The sequence below is a fragment of the Paenibacillus mucilaginosus 3016 genome, from assembly GCF_000250655.1.
Lineage (GTDB): Bacteria > Bacillota > Bacilli > Paenibacillales > NBRC-103111 > Paenibacillus_G > Paenibacillus_G mucilaginosus.
This window is the reverse complement of record NC_016935.1, coordinates 6,716,767-6,743,521: the sequence shown is the minus strand read 5'-3', so window position 1 is coordinate 6,743,521 and position 26,755 is coordinate 6,716,767. Positions and strand designations below refer to the sequence as shown.

General features: G+C 62.2%; 19 protein-coding genes and 2 pseudogenes. 14 read left to right on the top strand and 7 right to left on the bottom strand.

The genetic code is table 11. The features are described 5' to 3' along the window. Nucleotides 1–70 precede the first annotated feature (70 nt). The 3 genes from PM3016_RS27855 (at nt 71) to PM3016_RS27845 (ending at nt 2,416) form a co-directional block, all read left to right on the top strand. Nucleotides 71–532, top strand: coding sequence for a tripartite tricarboxylate transporter TctB family protein (locus tag PM3016_RS27855; protein WP_013919742.1), 462 nt, complete (start codon nt 71–73; stop codon nt 530–532). Nucleotides 533–545: 13 nt separating this feature from the next. Next, the gene (locus PM3016_RS27850) at nt 546–2,072 is read left to right on the top strand and encodes a tripartite tricarboxylate transporter permease (protein WP_014371741.1); all 1,527 of its coding nucleotides are present in this window, start codon (nt 546–548) and stop codon (nt 2,070–2,072) included. A gap of 95 nt (nt 2,073–2,167) precedes the next feature. Then, entirely contained in the window at nt 2,168–2,416 is a 249-nt protein-coding gene (locus PM3016_RS27845) for an HPr family phosphocarrier protein (RefSeq protein WP_013919740.1), read from the top strand. A gap of 124 nt (nt 2,417–2,540) precedes the next feature. On the opposite strand, the gene PM3016_RS27840 is transcribed toward PM3016_RS27845, so the two are convergent. Then, entirely contained in the window at nt 2,541–3,602 is a 1,062-nt protein-coding gene (locus tag PM3016_RS27840) for an aliphatic sulfonate ABC transporter substrate-binding protein (protein ID WP_014371740.1), read from the bottom strand. 337 nt (nt 3,603–3,939) lie between these two features. Here PM3016_RS27840 and PM3016_RS27835 point away from each other — a divergent pair, with 337 nt between their 5' ends. After that, the gene (locus tag PM3016_RS27835; protein WP_013919738.1) at nt 3,940–4,755 is read left to right on the top strand and encodes a dienelactone hydrolase family protein; all 816 of its coding nucleotides are present in this window, start codon (nt 3,940–3,942) and stop codon (nt 4,753–4,755) included. A gap of 250 nt (nt 4,756–5,005) precedes the next feature. Next, nucleotides 5,006–6,127: a Gfo/Idh/MocA family protein gene (locus PM3016_RS27830; RefSeq protein ID WP_013919737.1), complete on the top strand. Its 1,122-nt coding sequence runs from the start codon at nt 5,006–5,008 to the stop codon at nt 6,125–6,127. A 122-nt stretch (nt 6,128–6,249) separates the two neighbouring features. On the opposite strand, the gene PM3016_RS27825 is transcribed toward PM3016_RS27830, so the two are convergent. Next, nucleotides 6,250–7,260: a DUF3231 family protein gene (locus PM3016_RS27825; RefSeq protein ID WP_014371739.1), complete on the bottom strand. Its 1,011-nt coding sequence runs from the start codon at nt 7,258–7,260 to the stop codon at nt 6,250–6,252. Nucleotides 7,261–7,546: 286 nt separating this feature from the next. Here PM3016_RS27825 and PM3016_RS27820 point away from each other — a divergent pair. Together PM3016_RS27820 and PM3016_RS27815 are read left to right on the top strand one after the other, a co-directional pair. Continuing rightward, nucleotides 7,547–7,975: pseudogene (locus PM3016_RS27820) on the top strand (CBO0543 family protein); the annotation flags it as partial. A gap of 24 nt (nt 7,976–7,999) precedes the next feature. Further along, nucleotides 8,000–8,500, top strand: coding sequence for a CBO0543 family protein (locus PM3016_RS27815; protein WP_014371737.1), 501 nt, complete (start codon nt 8,000–8,002; stop codon nt 8,498–8,500). Nucleotides 8,501–8,756: 256 nt separating this feature from the next. On the opposite strand, the gene uraA is transcribed toward PM3016_RS27815, so the two are convergent. Then, complete coding sequence (gene uraA, locus PM3016_RS27810) at nt 8,757–10,037, bottom strand: uracil permease (protein WP_014371736.1); 1,281 nt, start codon at nt 10,035–10,037, stop codon at nt 8,757–8,759. Between the two features lie 210 nt (nt 10,038–10,247). On the opposite strand from uraA, the gene PM3016_RS27805 reads away from it, so the two are divergent. Beyond that, the gene (locus PM3016_RS27805; RefSeq protein WP_014371735.1) at nt 10,248–10,541 is read left to right on the top strand and encodes a hypothetical protein; all 294 of its coding nucleotides are present in this window, start codon (nt 10,248–10,250) and stop codon (nt 10,539–10,541) included. A gap of 231 nt (nt 10,542–10,772) precedes the next feature. On the opposite strand, the pseudogene PM3016_RS27800 reads toward PM3016_RS27805, so the two are convergent. The 3 genes and pseudogenes from PM3016_RS27800 to PM3016_RS27790 form a co-directional block, all read right to left on the bottom strand. Then, nucleotides 10,773–11,757, bottom strand: a pseudogene (locus PM3016_RS27800) (electron transfer flavoprotein subunit alpha/FixB family protein). A gap of 40 nt (nt 11,758–11,797) precedes the next feature. Beyond that, nucleotides 11,798–12,565, bottom strand: coding sequence for an electron transfer flavoprotein subunit beta/FixA family protein (locus PM3016_RS27795; RefSeq protein ID WP_014371733.1), 768 nt, complete (start codon nt 12,563–12,565; stop codon nt 11,798–11,800). Nucleotides 12,566–12,607: 42 nt separating this feature from the next. Continuing rightward, nucleotides 12,608–13,189 carry a TetR/AcrR family transcriptional regulator gene (locus PM3016_RS27790; RefSeq protein ID WP_013919728.1) on the bottom strand — a complete coding sequence of 194 codons (582 nt, stop codon included), beginning with the start codon at nt 13,187–13,189 and terminating at the stop codon, nt 12,608–12,610. A gap of 351 nt (nt 13,190–13,540) precedes the next feature. Between PM3016_RS27790 and PM3016_RS27785 the strand changes: the two genes are divergently transcribed. The 6 genes from PM3016_RS27785 to PM3016_RS27760 all read left to right on the top strand — a co-directional run bounded on the left by PM3016_RS27785 (nt 13,541) and on the right by PM3016_RS27760 (nt 23,610). Beyond that, nucleotides 13,541–15,688: a (Fe-S)-binding protein gene (locus tag PM3016_RS27785; RefSeq protein ID WP_014371731.1), complete on the top strand. Its 2,148-nt coding sequence runs from the start codon at nt 13,541–13,543 to the stop codon at nt 15,686–15,688. Nucleotides 15,689–15,893: 205 nt separating this feature from the next. Continuing rightward, nucleotides 15,894–18,293, top strand: coding sequence for a 3-hydroxyacyl-CoA dehydrogenase/enoyl-CoA hydratase family protein (locus PM3016_RS27780; RefSeq protein ID WP_014371730.1), 2,400 nt, complete (start codon nt 15,894–15,896; stop codon nt 18,291–18,293). A 23-nt stretch (nt 18,294–18,316) separates the two neighbouring features. After that, nucleotides 18,317–19,501 (top strand): acetyl-CoA C-acyltransferase, encoded by a 1,185-nt coding sequence (locus tag PM3016_RS27775; protein ID WP_014371729.1) that lies wholly within the window; start codon nt 18,317–18,319, stop codon nt 19,499–19,501. 57 nt (nt 19,502–19,558) lie between these two features. Further along, nucleotides 19,559–21,340: an acyl-CoA dehydrogenase family protein gene (locus PM3016_RS27770; protein ID WP_014371728.1), complete on the top strand. Its 1,782-nt coding sequence runs from the start codon at nt 19,559–19,561 to the stop codon at nt 21,338–21,340. Between the two features lie 24 nt (nt 21,341–21,364). Further along, nucleotides 21,365–23,068 (top strand): long-chain-fatty-acid--CoA ligase, encoded by a 1,704-nt coding sequence (locus PM3016_RS27765; RefSeq protein WP_014371727.1) that lies wholly within the window; start codon nt 21,365–21,367, stop codon nt 23,066–23,068. A gap of 47 nt (nt 23,069–23,115) precedes the next feature. Then, nucleotides 23,116–23,610, top strand: coding sequence for a PaaI family thioesterase (locus tag PM3016_RS27760; protein WP_014371726.1), 495 nt, complete (start codon nt 23,116–23,118; stop codon nt 23,608–23,610). A gap of 1,212 nt (nt 23,611–24,822) precedes the next feature. Here the strand turns inward: PM3016_RS27760 and PM3016_RS27750 are convergent. Next, on the bottom strand, nt 24,823–26,577 hold the full coding sequence (locus PM3016_RS27750; RefSeq protein WP_014371724.1) for a methyl-accepting chemotaxis protein: 1,755 nt from the start codon (nt 26,575–26,577) through the stop codon (nt 24,823–24,825). Nucleotides 26,578–26,755 lie beyond the last annotated feature (178 nt).

Here is a 26,755-nt window from a genome sequence, read left to right as displayed (position 1 = left end):
AATGTGCATCGTCCGTGAAGGACGGCAAAGCCGTTTATCTTAGCAGACAGCAAACAGGAGCGTGTCAACCATGAACAAAACATTCGACCGTTACGCCGGCATCGTGTTTCTCGCGGTCGGCGCCGCCTTCGCCGTCGGCAGCGGGACGATCTCGACGAGCGCTTACGGGAGCAATGTGGGGGCCAATATTTTTCCGATGGTGCTCGGCATCTTCCTCGCTCTGATGAGCATCCGGCTCATCTACGAAACGTTCCGGTACCAGCAGCGGCAGAAGCGCAAAGAAAACCTCGATTACAAGCGCTTCGGGATCATCTTCACCGCCGCCGTGCTCTATGCGTTCTTTCTGGAGGATATCGGCTTCGTTCTCGGCACCTTCCTGTTCCTGATGCTCGGCTTCCAGACGATGGAGCGGGGCAGGATCTGGGTATCGCTGCTGATCTCGGCCGCTTTCTCCTTCGGCGTCTATTATCTGTATGTCCACGTGCTGGAAGGATCGCTTCCCGGTTTCCCAGCTTGGCTAGGCTTAACGTAGGGAGGGAATTCTGATGGGCACTATCGATTATCTGTTGAACGGCCTGGCCACGGCCATGCAGTGGCACAATGTTCTCTTCGTCTTCTTCGGCGTGCTGATCGGCACCGTAGTGGGCGTGCTGCCCGGTATCGGACCGATGAGCGGGGTGGCGCTGCTCATTCCGATCACGGCTTCGCTCACCGCGGGACTCGGTCCCGAAGAAGCGGCAACGTCGTCGATTATTCTGCTGGCCGGCGTCTATTACGGGGCCATGTACGGCGGCTCGACGACTTCGATCCTGCTCAATACGCCGGGCGAATCTTCGTCGGTCGTGACGACGCTGGACGGCTACCAGATGGCCAAGCAGGGCCGGGCGGGCGCCGCGCTGTCGATCGCGGCCATCGGTTCCTTCGCAGCGGGCCTCGTAGCGCTCATCGGCCTGATCTTCCTGGCGAATCCGCTGTCGGCGATCGCGATCAAGTTCGGGCCGGCAGAGTACTTCTCGCTGATGGTGCTCGGCCTGCTGGCCATCAGTGGGCTGGCGGGCAAGTCGATGACGAAGGCGCTGATGATGACGGCACTTGGCCTGCTGCTTGCCACAATCGGCATCGATAACGTGTCGGGTGTCGCCCGCTTCACGTTCGATCTGCCGGAGCTGTACCAGGGGCTCGAGTTCCTCACCGTCGCCGTCGGTCTCTTCGCGGTAGGCGAGGTGTTCAAGACGATCCTGCACCGGGAAGGCAACGAAGGCGAGATCGCACGGATCAACGGGATTCTGCCGACCAAGCAGGATCTCAAGGACAGCGCGGCACCGATCGCCCGCGGTTCCCTGCTCGGCTTCGCGGTAGGTCTTCTGCCGGGTGCCGGCGCCATTCTCGCCTCGTTCTTCTCGTACATCATGGAGAAGAAGCTGAGCAGGAATCCGTCGAAGTTCGGCAAAGGGGCGATCGAGGGCGTAGCGGCGCCGGAATCGGCGAACAATGCCGCCGCGGGCAGTGCGATGATTCCGCTGCTGACCCTCGGCATTCCGTCCTCCGGCACGACGGCGATCATGATGGGCGCCTTCATTATGTACAACGTGCAGCCGGGTCCGCTGCTGTTCCAGGACCACCCGCAGCTGGCTTGGGGCGTCATCGCCAGTATGTTCGTCGGCAACCTGATGCTCATTATTCTCAACATGCCGATGGTCAAGATTTTTGCGAAGGTTATTGAAACGCCTACGAAGTATCTGATTCCGCTGATCATTGTTTTCTCCGTCTTCGGAGTGTATGCAGTGCAGTATTCGATCTTCGATCTCCTGCTCGTCATGGCCTGCGGCCTGATCGGGTACTATCTGTCGAGGAATGACTTCCCGCTGGCTCCGCTGGTGCTCGGCCTGATCCTTGGGCCGATGATGGAGAACAACATGCGCCGCGCGCTGACGATCTCGAACGGCGACTTCATGATCTTCCTCCAGAAGCCGATCTCGCTTGCCTTCCTGATCGTCGGCGCCCTGTGGATCCTGGTGCCGCTGGTGCTGAAGCTCAGAGGGAAGAACGTGCTGGTCAACGAGGAGGGCTAGGGCGGCTAAGTCGGCCCTCCCCGGTAAAGCATAAGACAAGAGGGGTAAGACATAGGAGTAAGAACAAAGAATTTCCGAAGGGAGGCAGGTTCCATATGAGCGGGATCGAACCAAGAGCCATCGTGGAGATCAACCAGACGGCGAGCCGGTATACGTCGAGCATTGTCATCCGCGTGGACAACCGCAGCATCGACGCCAAGAGTATTCTCGGCCTGAGCTTTACGCTGTTCGGCAGCCAAGCCTACAAGCTCGAGATTTACGGGCCGGATGCGGAGGAGGCCAAAGCGGCCATGACCGAGGTCTTCGAGAAGCACGGGCTTTCGGTTGAAGTACTGGAAGGCTGAGGGCATCAGAGGTAAAAATAGAAACGCGCACCGGTCTCCATGGACGGTGCGCGTTTTTTTTGAGGAAAAGGGGTCATCACCATTGTCTGCATACGGGAATATGGGGACGACTTCCGGCGGAAGTTTATTTGCCTTCCTTCAGCTCCTTCAAGGCCTGCTCCACGAATTTGCTTTCGAGCACCTTCGAGGTGTCGAGCTTCTTGGTGATCGCTCCGGCGTTGAAGAGGAAGTCCGCCTGATCCTGATGTGCCTTGGCGAATTCAGGCGTGATCGGTGAGAGCAGCGGCTCGGATTTCTTCAGAACGGTCGAGACGATTTCCTTGTCAACCTTCTTCGTCTTCACGAAGTGATCCGTCACCTCATCATAATGGGAGGTGTAATACTGCCGTAGCTCTTCATAGGTTTTGAGGAACAGGACGGTGAGCTCGGGATGCTGCTCGGTGAACTGGGTGCGGGCCACGAGGAAGCCGGGCGCGACGACTCCGAGCTCTTGGCCGGAGACAAGGATGCTCGCTTTGCTCTGGACCACGGCCGTTGTGATGTAAGGCTCCCAGACGGACCACGCATCGATGGCGCCGGTATCGAGAGCCGGCTTCGCTTCGTCGGGCTGCAGCTGGATGATCTTGACGTCGGAGTCCTTCAGTCCGGCCGCCTCCAGCGTGCGGTAGAGGAAGTTATAGGCGGAGCTGCCTTTGGCCACGGCAATCTTCTTGCCCCGGAGCTCTTTGATATCTTTAATGGTGCTGCCCTTCGGCAGGACGATAGCGTTGCCCTTCTTGCCGTCGCCGGTCACGGCGATCGCCTTGAAGTCGACGCCTCCGGTCTGGGCGGATACGACGGGCGTGCCGCCGACGCTGCCGAAATCGAGGCGGCCGGAAGCGAGTGCTTCGAAGTGCGGCGGGCCGCTGGCGAATTCGTGCCATTTCACTTCGGCGCCGGCTTTGGCAAAGGCTTCTTCGAAGATCTTTTTGTCCCGGGCGTAAGAGAACAGGTTAGTGGAACCCTGGATGCCCAGGTTGACGACGATCTTCTCTTTGACGGCTCCGACTGCAGTGCCGCTGCCCGCGGCTGCCGCGCCGTTCACGGCTTCCGTCTTGCCGCACGCGGAAAGCAAAGGGAGAGAGAAGAGGAGAATGCCGGTCAGGGCGGTAAGCCAGCGGGTCTTGCGGGTGGTCTGGGTTGTCATGCGGAGTGGACTCCTTTCGAATGGGAAGATCAGGCATGGAACCGGCCGGACCGTATATACCAAAAAACGGAGACGCATGTGTCCCTGGAGGGGGCAGCATGGTCTCCGTTCGTACGGTCGACTCAATTCAATTAAATCAAAGTGGTATACTATGGATTGAATCATAGCAAGGTCGGCTTCCGCTGTCAATAAGGATTTTTCAGCTTATTGCGGTGTGGGGAGTTCCGGCGGCCTCAGGGGCAGAGTCGTCCTTGACGCTCCCAGGGGGCTGTGCTACATTCACATTACCAAGTACATAGGTTGGGTATTTGTGGAGCCGATGAGAGGAGAGATGGGCATGAGCATCATTACCGAATGGATATCGTACGGCACGGAGGGACGGTGGCAGGGCTATGCGGCCCGGCCGGATGTGGAGCAGAAGCTGCCGGCTGTTCTCGTCCTTCAGGAGATCTGGGGGGTGGACGAGCACATCCAGGATGTGACCCGCCGTCTCGCACAAGCCGGTTATGCGGCCTTCGCCCCGGATCTCTTCACGGCGGAAGGGCCGAAGCCCGAAGCGCTGTCGCCGGATAGGGTCGAACGGGCGAAGCAGTTCCTGAACACGATCCCGCCGAGCGCTTGGCGCAGTCCGGAGGAGCGGCAGGCGGCCCTCTCTGCGCTGCCCGAAGAAGAGCAGGCGAAGATCTCGGCGTCGCTCGAGCTCATCTTCAGCGCAGGTTCTCGCATCCCGGCGTTTACGGAGCAGATCACGGCCGCCGCGGCCTTCCTGCGGGACTCGTATGCGCCTACCGCCGGACAGGGCGTCGCCTCGGTCGGCTTCTGCCTCGGCGGGCTGCTCTCCGGCACGCTGGCTGCGAAGGACGGCGAACTGCGCGGAGCCGTGATCTTCTACGGCAGCCCGCCGCCGAAGGAGCTCATTCCCTCGATCGGCGCCCCGCTGCTCGGTTTCTATGGGGAGCTCGACCCGCGCATTACGGATGACATCCCTGGTTTCGCACAGGAGCTGGAACGGGAGGGCAAGCGCTTCGAGTATCATATTTACCCGAAGGCGCCGCATGCCTTCTTCAATGATTCCCGCCCGACCTACCACGTGGATTCCGCCAGGAAGGCGTTCGCAAGGACGCTGGCCTTCCTTAGCGAGGTTCTCTCCTGATCTCTTCACTCTGAGCCCATGCTTGAAGAGCCCGTGCCATGTGATATGGCGCTGCGGGCTCTTTTTGCCGTTCCCGGGGGCCCGGTCTCTTCGTGCGACCCGATCCGGCGGCCCATGCCCTGCTGCCCCTTTGCCGCTCCCTTCCGCCCCTGTCGTTTCAAAGCGGAGGCACCGCTTTAATAAATAGGTAGAGAGAATAACGGGCAGCTGCTGAAGCGAGCGCCAAAAATCATAGGAGGAGGTGGCCGTCATGGGAAGCATTAGAGTGGGGATTATCGGCACGGGCTTCTCGGCCCAGGCGCATGTGGACATGCTGCGGAGGCTTCCGGGGATTGAGGTGACTGCGGTGGCGGGCACCGACAGCAGCAAGGCGCTGGAGTTCGCCGAGCGGCTCCGGGTGCCGAAGGCGTACGAACGGGCGGAGGAGCTCATCCGCGACCCGGACATCGATGTGGTGCACAACTGTACCCCCAATGATATGCACTATCCGCTGAATCGCAGTGTGTTGGAGGAGGGCAAGCATCTGTTGTCGGAGAAGCCGCTGGCGATGAACTCCGAGGAGTCCGGCATCCTCTGCCGGCTGGAGCGGGAGCGCAATGTGGTCGCCGGCGTCTGCTTCAACTACCGCCACTACCCATTGATTTCCGAGGCGCGCAAATGGATCTCCGAGCAGAAGTACGGCCGCCCCCACATGGTGATCGGGGAATACCTGCAGGACTGGCTGCTCTTCGATACCGACATCAACTGGCGGCTCGATCCGGAGCGGGGCGGCGCCTCGCGGGCGGTGGCGGATATCGGCTCCCACTGGTGCGATCTCGTGCAGTTCGTGCTAGACAGCCCCATCACCGAGGTGTTCGCGGATCTCAAGACGATCCATCCGGTGCGTACGGATCCGGCATTCAAAGAAGTCGAGGTGCAGACCGAAGACTGCGGCTCGGTGCTTGTGCACTTCGAGGACGGCACGCAGGGCATGTTCGCCGTCTCCCAGGTGAGTGCGGGCCGCAAGAACAAGCTGCGCTTCGAGATCAGCGCCCGGACCGCTTCCATCGCCTGGAATCAGGAGCGGCCCAACGAGCTGTGGATCGGGAAGCGGGACGAGCCTAACCAGACGCTGATGAAGGACCCGAACCTGCTGTCGGCGCGGGCCGCCTCATTCTCGCACTATCCGGGGGGCCATCAGGAGGGCTGGCCGGACGCGCTGCGCAACCTCTTCCATGACTTCTACGAAGCCGTGCGGGAGAAAAAGGAGGGCCTGCCGAAACGCCGCAATCACCTGTTCGCGACGCTGCAGGACGGCCACCGGATCATGAAGCTCATCGAAGCGATCCTCCTCAGCCATCGGGAGAGACGGTGGATCCGCGTGGAAGAATGAATGTGCCCATCCTGCACAGGGAAGAGGCCAATACGTACAAAAAAACAGGTAAAAAGCAGCCTGATCTGCTCCGGTCATACCGGGAACGGATCAGGCTGTTTTCATGCGGCCGCGATCAAGGGCTACGAACGGGTCAGCTGTTTGCGGTCCTCCATCTGGGGCGGCTCCTCCATCCAGTTGTTCTTGATCATGAGCTTGCCCCCGTCCACCGCATAGGTGAAGATGTCCTTCGAGAGTGAAGTCATCAGGGCCGGCAGATCGCTGCGCAGGCTGAAGGCGGTGCCGAGCGCGTTGCTGCCGAGGCCGAAGTTGCTCAGGAGAGAAGTGTTGTACATCATGAGCTTGTCCGAGAACGGAGAGACGGTGGCGTCCGTGGCTTTGCCCGCCCAGGGGGCCGGGGCCGGAACATCGCTATTCATCAGGACACCGCTCAGCTCCTGGACGATCTTCTTCGCCAGATTCTTCCCCTTGGTAAAATACATCCGCACCTCGGGCTCTGCTGCACCCTGCGCGAACCCGGTCATGAGCTGCATGCCGCAGAGGTTGGTCTCGACGGCCTGATACAGGTGGCCGACCTCCACCGTATTGAGCGACCGTTTGCTCCCGAACGGATTGATGCCCCGCATGTAGCTCGTGTCCCGGACAAATTCGACCTCACGGGGCATCGTCACATCGGGCGGATGGATCAGCGTGCCCTGCTCCAACAGCAGCTCGGTGGTCCGGTCGTAGATCTCCTGGGACTCCATCGTCAGCCTGCGGTACAGCTGGCGGATATCCGAGCGGTAGGACATGCTGTTGTAGAGCGCGTACAAGCCGGTGAACACTTTGGACATCATGCGCAGATACATGACCTCGAATACCGGGTCGAAGAGACGCGGCGCCCCCCGCTTGACATCCTGTTCGGTGAAGCCCTGGGGGATGGCGGCTCCCGCTTCGCGGAACATCTCCCGGGTCTTGGAGACAGTCTCAGCGGTCTTGTCCCGGTCGTATGTCATGATCTGCCCCGGCTCTTCGTCCTTGGCCCCTTCCAGTAAATGAGCGTAGATCTGCAGCATCATCGTCTTCGTCTGGTACGTCATCCACAGGGTCCCGAGCTCGGTAGATGAGAGCGGTGTATGCTTGGCGATGTGCATCGTTCGGATGCCTCCTCCGTCAAGGAATGGATAGTGGGATTAGATAGGGGATAGTGTCCCCCATGGAAGATCTTCTCATGCGGGACGAAGGCGGTTTTATCGTGGGGGAAGCAGGGGGAGGGATAAAGGATACCTTTTTGTAAAATAATAGGAATCATCTGAAACCTGCGTCCGGACAGGCTTGCAGGAAGGAGGAGCGGCCATCTATTTTGTATTGATTGCACTCATCTCTCTTGCTGCCGTAAGACTGTCGAAGAGCCACCGGAGGTAGGAGCGGTATCAGCCCACGGTGCTCTATATGATTCTGTGCAGCATGCTCTACTACTTTCTGGTGGGGGGACAGCTGCTCTGGGAGTATACGCCCGTCTTTTGGGTGACGCATTGGGGGGCCGAGCTGCTTCTGTCCTTCGTCGTCTTTCCCTGTACGGTGCTCCTGTTCCTGGACCGTCTCCCTCACGGCGGCAAGCTCCGGCTGGCCCGGCATCTGCTGTATTGGGCGCTGGTCTACATGCTTGCCGAGCAGGCTGCGGTGCAGCTTCATTTTATCCGTTACCACCGGGGCTGGAGCTTTGCGTGGTCCGTGTTTTTCGTATGCACCATGTTTCCGGTCCTGTATCTCCATCACCGGCGCCCGTTGGCCGCTTATGCCGTATCCGTGTGTTTGATTGTGTTTTATATGGTGTGGTTCCGGATTCCCTTTCCGGTTTTTCGCTAAATGCTGCAGCCAAGCGGGGGTTCTATGTCCAAAGAGCAGATCATTCTTCTTATCATTAACGGGATTACCCTGGCGGGGCTGATTCTCCTTACTCCCCGGAGCAGGCTCAGGGAAGCTGCCGTGGTTTATACTTTCAAGCAATCGATCACCTGGGTGCTGGGGCTGCTGATTGTGGAGTATCATCTGATTGAATATCCGGCCCGGGAATTCATTATTGCGAACCGCACGAGCTTTTCATTTGAGTTCTTCATCTATCCGGCCATCTGTGTAATCTACAATCTCCACTTTCCGGCTGACCGGGGATGGGGCAGGAAGTGGGCCTGGATTCTGGTGTTTCCGACGGTGATGACCTTATTCGAGGTGGCACTGGAGAAGTATACGGATCTGATCGAGTATGTGAGCTGGACCTGGTATTGGACCTGGCTCTCCCTGCTGGCCACCTTCTTCGTGTCGAGAGGGTATTATTTGTGGTTCAGGAAGGGAGTCTCGGGACCGGCAGTGGAGCATCGCGGAGGCAAGGATTGAAGGGACAGGGAGCTGCCAAGCTTGTTTGCGGGGCGGGGGAACTGCTGTTCGAATAGGGTGGCGGCGGTGCTGCCAGGTGAAGGAATGGCGGTGGCGGAGCAGAACGTATAGGGGGAAAACGGGCGCAGCATGGAAGCGGGCGGTCTTACCTGGCAGGCGGTGCGGTGGTGTTGCGTGGTGTACAGGAGTGTATGCGAAAAAACAGGCGGGGGAAGCGTCCCCCGCCTGTTCTCTATTCGTTCGGATGCTGTGCCTGCTATTCGTTCAGCAGTTTCGCCTTCTCGGCGGCCCGGAAGAACAGGCTGAGCGCGATGGCAACGACCGTGGCGAGTGCCATGCCCTTGAGCGTCAACGCCCCCCAAGTGAAGGCCGCTCCGCTGATCCCGATGACGAGCACGACCGTCGTCAGGATTAGGTTAACCGGTCGGCTGTAGTCGACCTTCCCGTCCACAAGAATGCGGATTCCGGAGGAGGCGATGACCCCGAAAAGAAGCAGGGAGACGCCGCCCATGACGGGGGACGGGATCGTGGAGATCAGCGCCGCGAGCTTGCCCGAGAAGGAGAGCAGGATCGAGAAGACGGCCGCTCCGCCGATGACGTAGGAGGAGTAAACGCGGGTGATCGCCATGACGCCGATGTTCTCCCCGTAGGTGGTGTTCGGCGTGGAACCGGCAAAGCCCGAGAGGATCGTCGAGACGCCGTTGCCGATCAGCGAGCGGTGCAGCCCGGGATCCTGCGACAGCCGGCGGCCGACGATGTTCTCGGTGACCACAAGGTGGCCGATGTGCTCGGCGATGACGACGAGCGCGGCCGGCGCGATGACCGCGATGGCGGACCAGCTGAACTGGGGAGCGTAGAAGGTCGGAAGCTCGAACCAGGGGGCGGCGTCCACCTTGCTCCAGTCGACCATGCCGGCTGCGGCGGCGATCGCATACCCGGACGCTACGCCGACGAGGATCGGTATGATCTTCAGGAAGCCGCGGAACATGACGGTGCCGAGGATGGTGATCAGCAGCGTGGCCGCTGCTACGCCTACCGTGGCGGGATCCGGAGACCAGTTCGCGGGCGCGTTCTGTGCGGGCTTGATGAACCCGGCCATCTCGGCCGCAGTCGGCACAAGCTCAAGGCCGATGACGGCGACGATCGCGCCCATGGCGGCGGGCGGGAAGACGACGTCGATCCAGCCGCTGCCGACGGCCTTCACGAGCAGGCCGACAAGCAGGAAGATCGCCCCCGCCACAATGAAGCCGCCGAGCGCCTCAGCATACGATCCGGTGGAGAGCACGAGGAAGACCGGCGAGAGGAAGGCGAAGCTCGACCCGAGATAGGCCGGAATCCGTCCCCGGCAGATCAGCAGGTAGAGCAGCGTGCCGATCCCGTTCATGAGCAGGATCGTCGCCGGGTTCACCTGGAACAGCACCGGGACGAGGATGTTGGCCCCGAACATCGCGAACAGATGCTGCAGGGAGAGCGGGATGCTCTTGGATAGGGGAGGGCGTTCCTCCACTTGAATGACTTGCTTTGACATCTGTGACATGGGTACAATCACCTGGCTTTATCGTAGTTTGGGGATACGGACAATAGATCTTACTGATTGTACAATTCCTGGGCCCGCTGGACAAGCCGGATCTTGTCGAATTTGCCTGGAATTTGCCTGATTTTTTACATCCGCCCACTCTACGAATCCCATCTCTCGTGATAGAACGATTGTGGTATACAGACAACGAGAGAATGGGACGGTACGACCATGAGGAACACAGCACAATTCACACAAAAGACCGCAGCCCTCGCGGCAGCCGCAGCACTGCTGCTCGGCCTCTCTGCGTCGTACTCGGCTAAGGAAGTGAAGAGCAGTGAGGTTCTGTTTCAAGAGAAGTTTGGGACATTTTCTCCTGAGGTGCGGGTTGCGGATGCGGCGAGGTACTACCGGGCCATGGGCTTTTTCGCTCTGGATGCTTCGATGACAGAGCAGCAGTTCACCAAGAAGTTCCGGGATTTTCACAAGAACTTCGGGGAAGAGCAGGACTGGAACCTTTACTAAGCCAAGAGCGCCTACAGCATGCAGGGCGATTTGTACCTGCTCGGGGAAGACGCGGGCCGGGTATGGCTCGAGGATACCGAAGCGGAGCGGTTCCTGGAATTCTGGAATTGACAGGTTAGCGCAAAGGGGCGGCTTCTGATTATAGGAGCCGCCCCTTTTTGTATTTCATTCGATTGCTGTTCACAGGACGGGAACCCAGTCGGGCCGCCCAGTTTCAGGGCTCCCCGAGCCTTATGCCAGCGCCTTCCGGAACTCCTCCGTCAGCAGCGGCACGACGTCGAACAGGTCCCCGACGATGCCGTAGTCGGCGACCTTGAAGATCGGCGCTTCGGCGTCCTTGTTGATCGCGATGATGATGCGCGACTGGCTCATGCCGGCGAGATGCTGGATCGCCCCGGAGATGCCGCAGGCGATGTAGATCTCCGGCGTGACGACCTTGCCGGTCTGGCCGATCTGCAGTGCGTAGTCGCAGTACCCGGCGTCGCAGGCGCCCCGGGAGGCGCCGACGGCGGCGTTCAGCACCCCGGCGAGCTCCTCGAGCGGCTTGAACCCGTCGGCGCTCTTCACGCCGCGTCCGCCGGAGACGACGATCTTCGCCTCGGCGAGGTCGACCCGGCCGCTCATCTTGCGCACGACATCCTTGATGACGGTGCGCAGGGAGGGCGGGGCGTCGTACGCCTCGGCGGTGACCGCCGCCGCGCCGGCCGCCCCGTCAGCGGCAGCCGGCGCGATGTTGTTCGGCCGCACGGTCACGACGAGCGGGCCGCCGCCCGTGCGCTTCTTCTGCTCGAACGCCTTGCCGGCATACACCGGCCGGGTGAAGAGCACGTCTTCTCCTGAGCGCTCGATCGCGGTGACGTCGGAGATCTGCCCGGCCTGCAGGGTGGGCGGCGGCCGCCGGAGCGAGATCCCGGCCGATGGCCGTATGGCCGAAGATCACGGTGTCCGGCTGGAGCCGGTCCAGCAGGGCGTTCAGCGCCGCGCCGTACGCCTCCGGGTTATAGAGCTCGAGCGCAGGGCTGTCGATCACGTGGACCGCGTCCACGCCTGCCCCGGCCAGCTCATCCGCCAGGGAGCCGACACCGGCGCCGATCAGCACGGCGGCGAGCCGGTCGCCGTCGCCGCCGGCCTGTCTTGCGGCCTGCACCGCTTCGAAGGTCACCTGCCGCAGCTTGCCTCCGCGGGTCTCCGCTACTATCACATGTACTTTGCTCATCGCTTCGTCCTCCTCGGTTGGTTGGATTCCACTGCGGATATTAAAGCGCTTTCGCTTCGGTGCGGAGCAGGTGGACCAGCTCGGCGGCCTGGGCGGCGAGATCGCCCTGCAGCACGCGGCCCGCCCCGCGTTCCGGCGGCTGGCTCAGCGTGACGCGCTCGGTGCGGGGGGCGATGTCGGCTTCCGAGAGGCCGATGTCATCCAGCGTCAGCGTGCGCAGCGGCTTCTTCTTCGCCTTCATGATGCCGGGCAGGGACGGGTAGCGCGGCTCGTTCAGTCCCTGCTGGGCGGTGAACAGCGCGGGCAGCGCGACCTCCACCGTCTCCGTATCGCCTTCGGCATCCCGGAGGACGGCAGCCGCCGTGCCGCTGACCTCAAGCTTCGTGATCGACGACACGTGCGGGATGCCGAGCAGACGCGCCGTCCGGACGGCGATCTGGCCCGCCCCGTTATCGACGGAGAAGCTGCCGCCGAGCAGCAGATCGTAGGCCTGCCCGCCGAGGTGCGCGGCAAGAACGCGCGAGAGCCCGTATTCATCGCCGGTGATGCGGCTGTCGTTGATCAGCACCGCTTCATCCGCTCCCATGGCCAGAGCGGTGCGCAGCGCTTCGGTGCAGCGGTCCGGGCCGACGGAGAGGACGGTGACCGTCCCGCCGTGCGCTTCCTTCAGCCGGATCGCTTCTTCGACCGCATACTCGTCATACGGATTGATCACGAACTTGACCCCGTCCTCGGATACCACTCCGCCGCGGATGACGATTTTCTCCTCGGTATCGAACGTTTGCTTCATCAATACAACAATATTCATGGAACCCGCTCCTCCCTTAAGTAAGAAACCAATCCAGGGAAACTAGGACAGCCCTTTCAAAAAGAAATCGATCGTCTTGCCCGCCTGCTCCGACAGCGAATACTTGCGTCCCGAGATGAGCCACGAGGTGACGACCTCATCCATGCCGCCGAAGATCAGCAGCCGGACCACCTTCGGGTCGAGACCCTGCCGGAACGTGCCGGCGTCCATCCCGCGGCGGATCACGCTCTCGATCAGCTCAATGTACGGCTTGACCGCGAGGCCGATCTCCTTCCGCAGCTCAATGGAGCTCTGGCGCAGCTCGATCTGGGCGACGTGGGCCAGATGCACATTCTCCTCGAGCGCCGTGTAATGGATCTCGCAGATCTTGCGGAGCGCTTCGTCCGCGGTATCGCCTTCCTGAATGGAAGAGTTAAATTTGGCGACAAGCTCGCCGAGCTTCTCCCGGAGCAGTGAGATCAGGATGTCTTCCTTGTTCTTGAAGTACAAGTAGATGGTCCCGTCCGCTACGCCGGCTTCCTTGGCGATCCGAGAGACCTGGGAGCCGTGGAACCCGTGCTCCGCAATGACTTTCAGGGCCGCCTCGAGAATGAGATCGTATTTTTCCTTTTTCCTACTTGCCAATGAGGTCACCCCGGTGTTAAGATTCAAGTGTAGTGAATGAATACTCATTCATTTTTCTTAATCTTATGAGAAACCGTACGAATTGTCAATGTGTTTTGAACAGGATTCCGCAAGGTGAAGGCCCCGGCCACATATACCTTAGAGAGAAGTCTTGATCAGCGCGTTCGTTCTAATGAAGTGTATGCGCATCCCGGCCCGTTCTTGTACGGAGGGGAAGCGCAGAGCCCGGTTATCGTCATAAGATTTTTTCGCAGGGACAATGCAAGCGGTTTCAATAGTGATGGCGGGCCGCTTGGACCCGGATTTTTCAGGCAGATCGAGCGTACTTACGGAAAGGAAGGAGAACAAACCATGCTGCAGATCGTTACCTTTGTACTCTTCCTCGGCATTACGGGCTATGCGCTGTACCTGTTCTACCAAGCGGTCTATCACCGGTATCTGTATGTGAAGCTCGGGCAGCCTTTTTCCTTCCACGAGCAGAACCGGGAGCGCATCCGGGAATTCCTGTCCCAGGTGTTCGCCCAGAAGAAGCTGATGAAGGACCCGAAGAGCGGCATCATGCATATCGTCATCTTCTACGGCTTCATTCTGCTGCAGTTCGGGGCGCTGGATCTCATCGTGAAGGGGCTGACGGGCGGGCGTTCTCTTCCGATCCCGGGCTATGAGGCGTTCAATCTGCTGCAGGAGATCACGGTATTCCTGGTGCTGGCGGCGATGGGCTATGCGGCGTACCGGCGGTACGGGGAGAAGCTGGTCCGGCTGAAAAAGGGGTGGAAGCCCAGCCTTGTCGTATTTTTTATATTCTCGCTGATGCTGTCGGTCCTGCTCTCGCTGACCTTCGAGCGGCTTTGGCACGGACACGGGCCTTCGGCGTATGCGCCGATCTCGTCTCTCCTTGCAGCTCCGCTGCAGGGCGTCTCCACAGGGGCGGCCGAGGTCTGGTTCTACGTCTTCTGGTGGCTGCATCTGCTCATCCTGCTGAGCTTTCTGGTGTATGTGCCGCAGTCGAAGCATTTTCACATCATCACGGCCCCGGTCAATATCTGGCTGCGACGTACGGAGCCGGCCGGCCGGCTGAAGAAGCTCGATCTCGAGGATGAGGAGGCGGAGAGCTTCGGCGCGGGGAAGATTGAGGACTTCACGCAGAAGCAGATGCTGGACTTCTATGCCTGCGTCGAGTGCGGCCGCTGCACGAACGTGTGCCCGGCCTCCAATACGGGCAAGGCGCTGTCCCCGATGCACCTGATCACGAAGCTGCGCGACCACCTGCAGGAGAAGGGGGCGGCGGTCACCTCGAAGTCGCCGTGGGTCCCGGCATTCGCCTTCGCCGGAGGACCCGCGCACGGGGCGGCCGAAGAGCGGCCGGGCGTCGAGTTCGCCGCCGCCCCGGGAAGCATCACGAACATCCGGCCGACGCTGGACTGGCAGGGGAAGACCTGGGGGTCGTCGCCGAAGCCTGTGCAGGAGATGGAGCTGATCGGCGACGTCATGACCGAGGAGGAGATCTGGGCCTGTACGACGTGCCGCAACTGCGAGGATCAATGCCCGGTCGGCAACGAGCATGTCGACAAGATTGTCGACCTGCGCCGCCATCTCGTGCTCATGCAGGGCAGCCTGCCGCATGAAGGGCAGCGCGCCATGCAGAACATCGAGCGCCAGGGCAACCCGTGGGGCATCTCGCGCAGCGACCGGGCGAAGTGGACCGGCGAGCTGGAGGGCATCCCGGTACCGACGGTGAAGGACCATCCGGACTTCGAGTACCTGTTCTTCGTCGGCTCGATGGGCTCGTACGATCTGCGCTCGCGCAGGATTACGAAGGCGCTGGTCCGGCTGCTGAACGAAGCGGGCGTCTCCTACGCGATTCTCGGTAACGAGGAGAAGAACTCCGGCGACACGCCGCGCCGCCTCGGCAACGAGATGCTGTTCCAGCAGCTCTGCATGGAGAACATCGAGACCTTCACGAAGTACGGCGTCCGGCGGATTGTAACCGCTTGCCCGCATACCTTTAATACATTCAAGAATGAATATCCCGAATTCGGGCTGGAGGGGGTCGAGATTCTTCACCATACGCAGCTGCTCGACCGGCTGCTTCAGGAAGGCCGGCTGAAGCCGGAGCATGCACTGAACGAACGCATTACGTACCACGATTCCTGTTATCTCGGCCGCTACAACGATGTGTACGACCAGCCGAGGAATGTGCTGCGGGCCATCCCGGGCGTGCAGCTCGTGGAGATGGAGCGCACCCGGGAGAACGGCATGTGCTGCGGCGCGGGCGGCGGCATGATGTGGATGGAAGAGACGTCGGGCAAGCGGGTGAACGTAGCCCGCACTGAGCAGGCGCTGCAGGTGAACCCGACGGTCATCTCCTCGGCCTGCCCGTACTGTCTGACGATGGTCGAGGACGGGACGAAGATGAAGGAAGCAGAAGACCGGGTGAGAGCACGAGACATCGCCGAGCTCCTCGAGGAGTCCGTGTTCGGCACTTCCTCCAAGTTATGACGGAGCAGCATTGCAGCCTGATGGTTCATGCCGGCGGGAGATGATCTTTTGGACAGCGGCCAATAAAAGAAGCCTGACGTAGCGCCAATAGAGATATCCGATCAGAGATGCACGAGTGTAAAACATGCAAGATGTTGAGCTTACGCAGCGGTTCATGCAGGAGAAAGACTTTTATTTACCACATGGGACTGGGAGGAACGTATCCATGAGCAAAAGCATCCGCAAAGCGGTAGTCATCGGTTCGGGGGTGATGGGGTCCGGCATCGCGGCCCATCTCGCCAATGTGGGCATTGCGTGCCACCTGCTCGACGTCGTGCCGGGGACGCTGACCCCTGAAGAACAGGCCAAGGGCCTGACGCCCCAGCACCCGGCGGTCCGCAGCCGGCTGGCGGCCGGAGCGGTCGCGAGGCTGGCGAAGACGAAGCCCGCCCCGCTGTATGACGAGAGCTTCGCCGCCCGGATCACGCCGGGGAACCTCGAAGATCATCTGCATGTGGTCGGAGAGGCCGACTGGGTCATCGAAGTCGTCGTGGAGAACCTGCAGGTGAAGAAGGAGCTGCTCCGGCGCGTGGAGGAGCACTGGAAGCCGGGGACGGTCGTGTCGTCGAACACCTCCGGCATCTCGATTAACGCGATGTCGGCGGACTGCGGGGCGGAGTTCAAGCGGCATTTTCTCGGCACCCACTTCTTCAATCCTCCTCGCTACATGCAGCTGCTTGAGCTCATTCCCGGGGAGCACACCGACCCGCAGCTGCTGCAGGATATGAAGGGATTCTGCTCCAGGGTGCTCGGCAAGGGCGTCGTGACGGCGAAGGATACGCCGAACTTCATCGCAAACCGCATCGGCACCTACGGGCTCCTCGTCACGCTGCAGGCGATGACGGAGAAGGGCTTCACGGTCGAGGAGATCGATGCGGTCACCGGGCCGGCGATGGGCCGGCCGAAGAGCGCGACGTTCCGGACGCTGGACCTCGTCGGTCTCGACACCTTCGTTCATGTGGCGAACAACGTATACGAGAACGTCACGGACGAAGCGGAAAAGCAGGTGTTCGCCGTCCCGGGCGTCCTGCGGACCATGGTGGAGAAGGGCTGGCTCGGCGAGAAGAGCGGGCAGGGCTTCTACCTGAAGCGCAAGGGCGAGGACGGCCGCAGCGAGATTCTGTCGTTGGACCTCGGCACGATGGACTACCGGTCGCAGAAAAAGACCGGCTCGGGCTCGCTGGAAGCGGCGAAGCTGGCCAAGGGTGCGCGGGAGAAGGTCAAGGCGCTGATCGGTGCGGGCGACAAGTACTCGGATCTCGCGTGGGACATTCTCAAGCTCGTGCTCGTGTACTCGGCGGAGCGGCTCGGCGAGATTGCGGATACGGTGCAGGAGATCGACGAAGCGATGCGGTGGGGCTTCAACTGGGAGCTCGGCCCGTTCGAGACGTGGGATGCGCTCGGGCTGGTGAGGTCCGTGAACCGGATGGAAGCCGAAGGGCTGACCGTTCCCGCCTGGGTCAAGGAGTGGATCGAAGCCGGCAACCGGAGCTTCTACCGCCAGGAGGAAGGCCGCACGTTCTATGTGCACCAGGGAGCGTACACGGCGCTCGACCAGCCGAAGGAAGTCATCTCGCTGAGGGCGCTGAAGGAGCGGAACAAGGTGGTGCGCTCGAATTCCGGCGCTTCCCTGATCGACATCGGCGACGGCATCGCCTGCCTGGAGTTCCATTCGCCGAACAATGCGATCGGAGCCGACATCCTGACGATGATCGGGCAGAGCCTGGAGGAGGTCCGGCGCGGCTTCGACGGCCTCGTCATCGCCAACCAGGGACGCAACTTCTGCGTCGGGGCGAATCTCATGATCCTCCTGATGGAAGCGCAGGACGAGGAGTGGGAGGAGATCGACGGCATCATCCGCCTCTTCCAGAACACGATGTACAAGGTCAAAAGGTTCGAGAAACCGGTCGTCGCAGCCCCGCACCGGATGACGCTCGGCGGCGGCGTCGAGGCGTGCATGCCGGCGGACCGGATCGTGGCGGCGGCCGAGACGTACTACGGCCTCGTGGAAGTCGGGGTGGGCGTCATCCCGGCCGGCGGCGGGTGCAAGGAGCTCGCGCTGCGCATCGCACGGAACAATCCGCATCCGGACAGCGACCTGCAGCCGTACCTGAACCAGGTGTTCGAGACGGTCGGCATGGCGAAGGTGTCCACCAGCGGCCATGACGCCAAGAATCTCGGGCTGATGACGCCGGGGGACCGGATCGTGGCGAACCAGGACCACCTGATCTACGAGGCGAAGCAGTCGGCGCTGCAGCTGGTCGCCTCCGGTTATGAGCCGGTCCGTGAGGAGAAGTTCCGCGTGGCGGGCGCCGAAGGCAAGGCGGTGCTGACGCTCGGCGCGCTCGGTCTGCGGCAGGGCGGCTACATCAGCGACCACGACCTGCATATCGCGAAGAAGCTGGCCCACGTGCTGGCCGGCGGGGATGTGCCCGCAGGCACGCTGGTGACGGAGCAGTACATGCTCGATCTGGAGCGTGAGGCGTTCCTCAGCCTCTGCGGCGAGCCGAAGACCCAGGCGCGGATGAGCCACATGCTGTCCAAAGGCAAAGCGCTGCGCAACTAACCACGGAGAGGGGACTTGAGGCAATGAGAGAAGCAGTGATCGTATCCATCGCCCGAACCGCCATCGGCAAAGCCAAAAAGGGCGTGTTCGCGCAGACACGGGCCGAGGACCTCGGCCGGGCCGTGCTCGAGGCCGTGATCGACCGGGCGCCGGGGCTGAGCAAGGAGGACGTGGAGGATGTCATCATCGGCTGCGCGATGCCGGAGGGCGAACAGGGGCTGAACTTCGCCCGCATCATGTCGCTGTACGCAGGCTTTCCCGTGACGGTGCCGGCACTCACCATCAACCGGTTCTGCTCGTCGGGGCTGCAGTCGATCGCCTTCGCCGCCGAGCGGATCATGCTCGGCCATGCCGACGTGATCATCGCCGGAGGCGTGGAGAGCATGAGCCACGTGCCGATGACCGGCTTCAAGGTGTCGCCGAATCCGAAGATCGTCGAGACGATGCCGGAGGTGTACATCGGCATGGGCCACACGGCGGAGCAGGTGGCGGACCGGTTCGGCGTCACCCGCGAGGACCAGGACCGCTTCGCGGTGGAGTCCCACCGCAAGGCGGCGGCCGCGATCGCGGAAGGCCGGTTCCGCGAGGAGATCGTCCCGTTCGAGGCGGAGTGGACGGTGCTGGATGAGGCCGGGAAGGTCAAGCGGAAGCGGTACACCGTCGACACGGACGAAGGCGTCCGGCCGGACACCTCGCCTGAGGGGCTGGCGAAGCTCCGTCCGGCCTTCCGGCTCGGCGGCAGCGTCACTGCTGGCAACGCCTCGCAGATGAGCGACGGGGCGGCGGCGTGCGTCGTGATGAGCCGCGAGAAGGCTGACACGCTCGGGCTGAAGCCGCTGGCGACGTTCCGCTCGTTCGCTCTCGCCGGCGTGGAGCCGGAGATTATGGGCGTCGGCCCGGTGAAGGCGATCCCGAAGGCGCTGCAGATGGCGGGCATCGGGCTGCAGGACGTGTCGCTGTTCGAGATCAACGAGGCGTTCGCCTCGCAGTGTGTGCAGGTCATCCGCGAGCTCGGCATCGACGAGGCGAAGGTGAACGTGAACGGCGGGGCGATCGCACTCGGTCACCCGCTCGGCTGCACGGGCATGAAGATTACGGCGACGCTGCTGCATGAGCTGCGCCGGCGGGGCGGCGGCTTCGGCGTCGTGTCGATGTGCATCGGCGGCGGGATGGGAGCTGCAGGCGTGTTCGAGGTGCACGGGGCGTAGAGCGGGCACTCTTTTTACTTCATCACCCATATTCAGGAAAAGGGAGCAGTGATCGGGATGAACAAAGCGGCAGGCAAAGTGGTAGGGGGCAGCTTCATTATTGAAGAAATGGACCCAAGCCGGGTCGTAACCCCGGAGGATTTCAACGAAGAGCACCGCATGATCGCCCAGACGACGGAGGATTTCGTTGCGGGAGAGATCGAGCCGCACGACGAGGCGATCGAGAAGCTGAACTATGAGCTTACGGTAGAAAAACTGCGGGCCGCCGGCGAGCTCGGCCTCCTGGGCGCGGATGTGCCGGAGGCTTACGGCGGCCTCGGCCTCGACAAGGTGAGCTCGACGCTGATTAACGAGCGGCTGACGAAAGCGTCCGCCTTCGCCCTCTCGGTCGGCGCGCATGTCGGCATCGGCACCCTGCCGATCGTCTACTTCGGCAATGAGGAGCAGAAGCAGAAGTACCTGCCGCCCCTCGCTTCCGGCGAGAAGATCGCGGCGTACTGTCTCACGGAGCCTTCCTCCGGCTCGGACGCACTGGGCGCGAAGACGACGGCCGTACTGTCTGCGGACGGCAAGCACTATGTGCTGAACGGGACGAAGCAGTTCATTACGAATGCGGGCTTTGCGGACCTTTTCATCGTGTACGCGAAGGTGAACGGCACGGACTTCTCGACCTTCATCGTCGAGCGGACGATGGAGGGCGTGAGCATCGGGCCGGAGGAGAAGAAGATGGGCATCAAGGGCTCGTCGACCTGCCCGCTCATACTCGAAGACGTGCACGTGCCGGTGGAGAACCTGCTCTGGGAGATCGGCAAGGGCCACCTCATCGCCTTCAACATCCTGAACATCGGGCGCTTCAAGCTCGCCGCGGGCTGCGTCGGCGCGGCCAAAGACGCCATTGCGCTCTCCGCCAAGTATGCCAATGAGCGGACCCAATTCGGCCGCGCGATTTCGTCGTTCCCGCTCATAGGCAAGAAACTCGCCGAGATGAACATCCGCACCTATGTGCTCGAGAGCATGGTGTACCGCACGGCGGGCCTGTTCGACGAAGGTCTGGCCGAGGTCGACACGAGCTCCCCGCAGGCCGGCGCCCAGTCGGCCAAGGCGATCGCCGAGTATGCGCTCGAGTGCTCGATCAACAAGGTGTTCGGCTCCGAGGTGCTGGACTTCGTCGCCGACGAAGGCGTGCAGATCCACGGCGGCTACGGGTTCATCCAGGAGTACCGGATCGAGCGCATCTACCGGGATTCGCGGATCAACCGCATCTTCGAGGGCACGAACGAGATCAACCGGCTGCTCATTCCCGGTACGCTGATCAAGCGGGCGATGAAGGGCGAGCTGCCGCTCATGCAGAAGGCGATGGCGCTGCAGTCCGAGCTGCTCCAGCTGGTGCCGGGCCAGGTGTTCGAGGGCGCGCTGGAGGAGGAGACGCATCTGCTGGCCATGGCGAAGAAGATCTTCCTGATGGCCGGCGCCGGGGCCGTGCAGAAGTATCAGACGAAGCTCGAGGCGGAGCAGGAGATTCTCAGCCACCTCGCCGATGTCATGATTCTTGTCTTCGCTATGGAGAGCGCGCTGCTCCGCACGAAGAAGCTTATCGGCCGCGCGGGCGAGGCCAAAGCGAAGCATGCGGTCGATATGACGTCCGTGTTCGTGCATGAGTCGTTCGACCGCATCCACGAGCTCGCGAAGGAGACGCTGGCCGCTATGGAGACCGGCGACGTGCTGAGGACGCAGCTGTCGGTGCTCAAGAAGCTTACGCGCAAGTCGGCGGTGAACACCATCGAACTCAAGCGCGGCATCGCCGCCAAGGTCATCGAAGCGGAGAAGTACGCGCTCTAGGAAGCCAGCCTATGCAGGATAGGGGTGTTCGACTTGTCAGGCCAACCTTGGATTGGACAGTATCCCGCATCCGTACCGCCGACCTACGATTATCCGCATCATCATCTGGCGAAGTTCCTGGAGGACTCCGCCGCGAGGCACGGCGACCATCCGGCCCTGTATTTCATGGGCCGAACGGTGACTTACCGGAGCCTGCTTGAGAGCGCCCGGCGCTTCGCTAACGGTCTGCTCGGCCTCGGGGTCCGCAAGGGGGACCGCGTGGCCGTCATGCTGCCGAACTGTCCGCAGGCAGTGATCGCCTACTACGGCACGCTGCTGATCGGCGGGGTCGTCGTCATGACGAACCCGCTGTATATGCCGCGGGAGCTGGAGTACCAGCTGAACGACGCGGACGCGAAGCTGATCGTCACCCTGGACCTGCTCTGCGAGCGGGTCCAGGGGGTGATGCCGGCCACGGGGCTCGGTCACCTCGTGGTGACGTCCCTGGCGGACTATCTGCCTTTTCCGAAGAACGTGCTCTATGGGCTGAAGCTCCGCAAAGACGGGCAGAAACCCGATATCGTTTACGGGGAGCGCGTGCTTTCTTTTTCGAGACTGCTCAAAACGTCTTCTCCGGAGGCCGTGGATGTGCAGGTGGATGCCGGGAGCGATCTCGCGCTCATTCAATATACCGGAGGCACGACGGGGCGCCCCAAGGGGGTCATGCTCACGCATCTGAATCTCGTGGCCAATACGATCCAGAGCCGCCTCTGGGCCTACCGGACGAAGGAGGCGCAGGAGAAATATTTGGCGGCCCTGCCGTTCTTCCACGTGTTCGGCATGACGGTGCTCATGAACCAGTCCGTCTATCTGGCCGGCACGCTGCTCCTCATCCCGCGCTTCCGGGTCGAGGACGTGCTGAAGACGATTCATAAGTGCAGGCCCACGGTATTCCCCGGAGCTCCGACGATGTACATCTCGCTGATCAACCACCCGGATATCCGCAGGTACGATCTCTCGTCGATCGAGTTCTGCATCTCCGGCGCGGCCCCGCTGCCCCATGAAGTGCAGGAGCGGTTCGAGAGCCTGACGGGTGGCAAGCTCATCGAAGGCTACGGCCTCACGGAAGCCTCGCCGGTGACCCATGCCAACAACATCTGGGAGGCCAGGAAGCTCGGGTCGATCGGCATCCCGTTCCCGGATACCGAGGCGCGCATCGTCGATCCGCAGAGCGGGGAGGAGGTGCCGCAGGGGCAGATCGGCGAGCTGGTCGTCCGCGGGCCGCAGGTGATGGCGGGTTACTGGAAGCGGCCGGACGAGACGGCGAAGGTGCTGAAGGACGGCTGGCTGTCCACCGGCGATATGGCCCGGATGGATGAGGACGGCTATTTCTTCATCCTCGACCGGCGCAAGGACCTCATCATTGCGGGAGGCTATAACATTTATCCGCGCGAGGTCGAGGAGGTGCTCTTCGAGCATCCGGACGTGGAGGAGGCGGTTGTCGCCGGTGTCTCCGATCCGTACCGGGGTGAGACGGTCAAGGCGTTCATCGTGCTGAAGCAGGGGGCCGCGGCGGACGAGGAAAGCCTGAAGCGCTGGTGCAAGGAGCGGCTGGCCGTCTACAAGGTCCCGAAGATCTTCGAGTTCCGCGAGAGCTTCCCGAAGACGATGGTCGGCAAGGTGCTGCGCCGCAGGCTGATTGAAGAGGGGCAGGAGCCGCCGGGCAAGGATAAAGATCAGGGGGCCTGAATACCCTAATCCTAACCATATCGTCAGCAGGGCTGGAGGGAAGAGCGATGGAGAATATTGAAGGGGGAAGCGAGGCGCATCTGGAGCTGTTAAAAGCCTCCTCGCCCAAGGGCACCTTCTGGGACCATGTCGGCGGCGAGGTGACCGAGTTCGGGCCGGACCGCGTGGCGGCCGCCCTGAAGATCGAGGCCCATCACCTGAACATGCTGGGCATCCTGCACGGCGGCGTCCATGCCGCACTGCTGGATTCGATCATGGGGCTGATGGCGATGGCCGTCAGGCCGCTGGAGGCGGTCGTGACGACCAACCTCAATCTGCATTACCTGAGCTCCGTCCGGAAAGGCACCGTTACGGTCAGTGCGGAGGTTATCCACCAATCGCGCCGCATGGTGACGACGCAGGGGTACGTGCATGCGGAGGACGGCACGCTGTGTGCGTACGGCACGGGCACGTTCCGGGTGCTGGAGTCCTCGGCCGGGGGCGGGAACCCGGGTACGAAGGCGGCGGAGGATTCGGGAGGGCCGGACGCATCCCGGCCTTAGAGCCAGGCTGCAGTTTCAGGCGGGGCAGACGGGCTCCGGTTCCCGTGCGGCTGGCGGTGTCCATGCCGCGGCTACGGGGTGAATCGATTCAGGTCGGGAGGAGGGGGCACGCCTGCTTTGTACGGCTTCTCAAACGGCACCCTCCGCGAGCGCCGCAAGGAGCACCCGCCGACGGATCCGCCCTCCTGTTGAAATAAAGGAACTAGGATGCTTTATTGGGATATTTCCCGTTATTTCCCGGCGGATAGCGGAACTCAGATGCGCTATGCATGTGCGTTCACTCCCCAAACGGCCTCATGCATCGAAATAGCGAACCTCAGTTCCTCTATACGGCTCAGCTGCTCTTTTCTGGGCCGCATAAGGCATCTGAGTTCCGCTATTGTTGTTTTCGCCGAGAAAGCTGCACGGCAGTACCACGGAGCCTTCCGAGGCAGCGCCAAAAAGACCGCACCCCGGGCAGAATGCCTGGAAGATGCGGTCTTTTTGGCGGCTGCGTGCGTGCGAGCCCTATGGACTGTCCGGCGCGGCTGCATGCGTGCGAGCCAGGTGGCAGTCCGGCGCGGCTGCATGCGTGCAAGCCAGGTGGCGGTCCGGCGCGGCTGCATGCGTGCAAGCCAAGTGGCTGTGCGAAGCGGCTGCATGCGTGCAAGCCAGGTGGCGGTCCGGCGCGGCTGCATGCGTGCAAGCCAGGTGGCAGTCCAGTGCGGCTGCATACGGGCAAGCCAGTCGGCGGTCCAGTGCGGCTGCATGCGTGCGAGCCAGGAGGCCGTCCGGCGCGGCTGCATGCGTGCAAGCCAAGTGGCTGTGCGAAGCGGCTGCATGCGGGCGAGCCAGGAGGCAGTCCGGCGCGGCTGCATGCGTGCAAGCCAAGTGGCTGTGCGAAGCGGCTGCATGCGAGCAAGCCATGTGGCGGTCCGGCGCGGCTGCATGCGAGCAAGCCATGTGGCGGTCCGGCGCGGCTGCATGCGGGCAATCCAGGTAGCGGTCCGGCGCGGCTGCATGCGGGCGAGCCAGGAGGCGGTCCGGTGCGGCTGCATGCGGGTAAGCCAGTCGGCTGTGCGAAGCGGCTGCATGCGTGCGAGCCAGGTGGCTGTGCGAAGCGGCTGCATGCGAGCAAGCCAGGCGGCGGTTCGATGAGCTGGATGCAGCCGACTGCCCGCTGCCGCGCATGTCCGCCGCTGCGCCAGCCTCTTCAGCGCAGCCCCCTCAGCCTTACAGCTTAAAGCGCAGGATCAGCCCCTGCAGCTCCTCGGCCATGTGCGCCATGGCCCGGGCGGAGGAGGAGATGTCCTCCATCGTGGCGAGCTGCTCCTCGGAGGCGGCCGACACGTTCTGCGCGTCGCCGGCCGAACGGTCCATGATCGCGCCGATCTCCTGGAAGGCGGCGTTCACCTGGCCGGCGCCTTCGGACATCTCGCGGGTATCCGCCGAGATGCGGGAGATGTAATCGACGACTTCGCCGATCGACTCCTGAATCTCCGTGAAGGCGGCATCCGCTTCATGGACGGCCGTGATGCCGAGCTCCACTTCATGGGCCGTGGAGCTCATGGAAGCGGTGGTATGGCCGGTCACCGCCAGCATCTGCTGCACGAGCTCGCTTACGTTCTTGGCGGCCTCGCTGGAGAGCTCGGCCAGCTTGCGCACTTCACCGGCAACCACTGCGAAGCCGCGGCCCTGCTCGCCGGCCCGTGCGGCCTCAATGGCGGCATTGAGCGCAAGCAGGTTCGTCTGGTTCGAGAGGCCGGCGATCGTGCGGGCGAAGCTTTCGATGTCCCGGGAATGGTCCCCGAGCGTGCGGACCGAGCCGCCCAGATCGGCGACCGACCGGCCGATGCTCGTCATCCGCGCGACGGCCGCACGGATGCGCTGGCTGCCCTCGCCCGTCTTCCGGGACGTCTCCCCGGCGTGGCCGCTGACATTGTCCAGGCTCTCCGCGATGCGGCGGGCGCCGCCGGTGATCTCCTGCAGGTTCTGGAAGCCGGAACCCACGCTGAGCCGCTGGGTCTCGGCATCGGAGGCGATGCCCTGAATGCTGTGGGCGATATGCTCGCTCGCCTTGCCCGTCTCTTCGGCCGAAGCGGACAGCTCCTGCGAGGAGGCGGCCACCTGCATCGCGGTCGTGTTGATGGCCGTGATCAGGTCCCGCAGGTTACGCGTCATCCCGTTAACGGAGGCGGCCAGCCGGCCGATCTCGTCCTTCGCATGAACCGGGATCTCCCCGACCGTCAGATCGCCTTCCGCGACGCGGTTGGCGACTTCGACTACACGCCCGACGGACCGGCGGATGTCCTGCGACACCATCCAGCCCAAGGCCACGATCACGAGACCTGCAAGCAGGACGACGGCGGCCAGCTTCAGCTTCAGGGCGTTCATCGCCGATTTCGTCTGTTCAATCTGCTCGCCGGCATTAGCATCCACGATTGCTTCCAGCTCGTTGAGCGCATTGCGGGCCGTGCCGAAGGTCTTGTCGAGTCCGTCAAGCTTCGCTGTCTGTGCTTCGCGTAAGCCGGGCTGTGTTCCGGGCAGCGAGCGGATGACCTCGGCGGAGCCGGATTCCCAAGCGGCGATCTCCTGGCGGAACAGGCTGAACTGGGCGGCCAGCTTCGCCTCGGCATCAGGGGCCAGCAGCTGGTCCTGATTCTGCTTCCAGATGGCCTCGGCGCCCTGGACCCGTTCCTTGGCCTGGGCCAGGTTATCTTTGATCTCTTTCTCACCGGCCGCGAAAGCCTCGGTTCCGGCCGGGATCAGGAGCAGCTTCTCCGCGGCGACGAGGGCCTGATACAGGTCGCGGTCGGCATTGAGCAGCGCTTCCGAGCTGCGGTAAGTCGAATCGTGCAGAGAGACGATCAGGTTCTGCTGCATGACGCTCATCTTCTGCATGCCGTAAGCGTTGGTTACCAGCAGAAGGAGCAGGGGAATCAGAAGCATCATCACTAGCTTGGCGCGCAGGCCGAGTTTTTTGAGCATGGTCGGTTTCTCCGTTTCGTTGAGAGCTGGTCATATTGTTGGTAGAGTTACTCTCTATATCGGCGGTGCCGTCTCCCGTCTGCATAGGAGTTTCGAAGGGATTCCCGTCCGCCCGAGAGTGCTGAAGTCCTACGGAGCCCGCAGCGCAATCCTGACAACAGACGCGGGTATGGCAAAA

Coding starts and splice junctions, on each gene's coding strand:
- PM3016_RS27750 (WP_014371724.1), bottom strand. CDS start 26,577: ATGCTCAAAAAACTCGGCCTGCGCGCCAAGCTAGTGATGATGCTTCTG.
- PM3016_RS27780 (WP_014371730.1), top strand. CDS start 15,894: ATGAGCAAAAGCATCCGCAAAGCGGTAGTCATCGGTTCGGGGGTGATG.
- uraA (WP_014371736.1), bottom strand. CDS start 10,037: ATGTCACAGATGTCAAAGCAAGTCATTCAAGTGGAGGAACGCCCTCCC.
- PM3016_RS27775 (WP_014371729.1), top strand. CDS start 18,317: ATGAGAGAAGCAGTGATCGTATCCATCGCCCGAACCGCCATCGGCAAA.
- PM3016_RS27770 (WP_014371728.1), top strand. CDS start 19,559: ATGAACAAAGCGGCAGGCAAAGTGGTAGGGGGCAGCTTCATTATTGAA.
- PM3016_RS27845 (WP_013919740.1), top strand. CDS start 2,168: ATGAGCGGGATCGAACCAAGAGCCATCGTGGAGATCAACCAGACGGCG.
- PM3016_RS27805 (WP_014371735.1), top strand. CDS start 10,248: ATGAGGAACACAGCACAATTCACACAAAAGACCGCAGCCCTCGCGGCA.
- PM3016_RS27785 (WP_014371731.1), top strand. CDS start 13,541: ATGCTGCAGATCGTTACCTTTGTACTCTTCCTCGGCATTACGGGCTAT.
- PM3016_RS27835 (WP_013919738.1), top strand. CDS start 3,940: ATGAGCATCATTACCGAATGGATATCGTACGGCACGGAGGGACGGTGG.
- PM3016_RS27825 (WP_014371739.1), bottom strand. CDS start 7,260: ATGCACATCGCCAAGCATACACCGCTCTCATCTACCGAGCTCGGGACC.
- PM3016_RS27855 (WP_013919742.1), top strand. CDS start 71: ATGAACAAAACATTCGACCGTTACGCCGGCATCGTGTTTCTCGCGGTC.
- PM3016_RS27760 (WP_014371726.1), top strand. CDS start 23,116: ATGGAGAATATTGAAGGGGGAAGCGAGGCGCATCTGGAGCTGTTAAAA.
- PM3016_RS27850 (WP_014371741.1), top strand. CDS start 546: ATGGGCACTATCGATTATCTGTTGAACGGCCTGGCCACGGCCATGCAG.
- PM3016_RS27830 (WP_013919737.1), top strand. CDS start 5,006: ATGGGAAGCATTAGAGTGGGGATTATCGGCACGGGCTTCTCGGCCCAG.
- PM3016_RS27815 (WP_014371737.1), top strand. CDS start 8,000: ATGTCCAAAGAGCAGATCATTCTTCTTATCATTAACGGGATTACCCTG.
- PM3016_RS27840 (WP_014371740.1), bottom strand. CDS start 3,602: ATGACAACCCAGACCACCCGCAAGACCCGCTGGCTTACCGCCCTGACC.
- PM3016_RS27795 (WP_014371733.1), bottom strand. CDS start 12,565: ATGAATATTGTTGTATTGATGAAGCAAACGTTCGATACCGAGGAGAAA.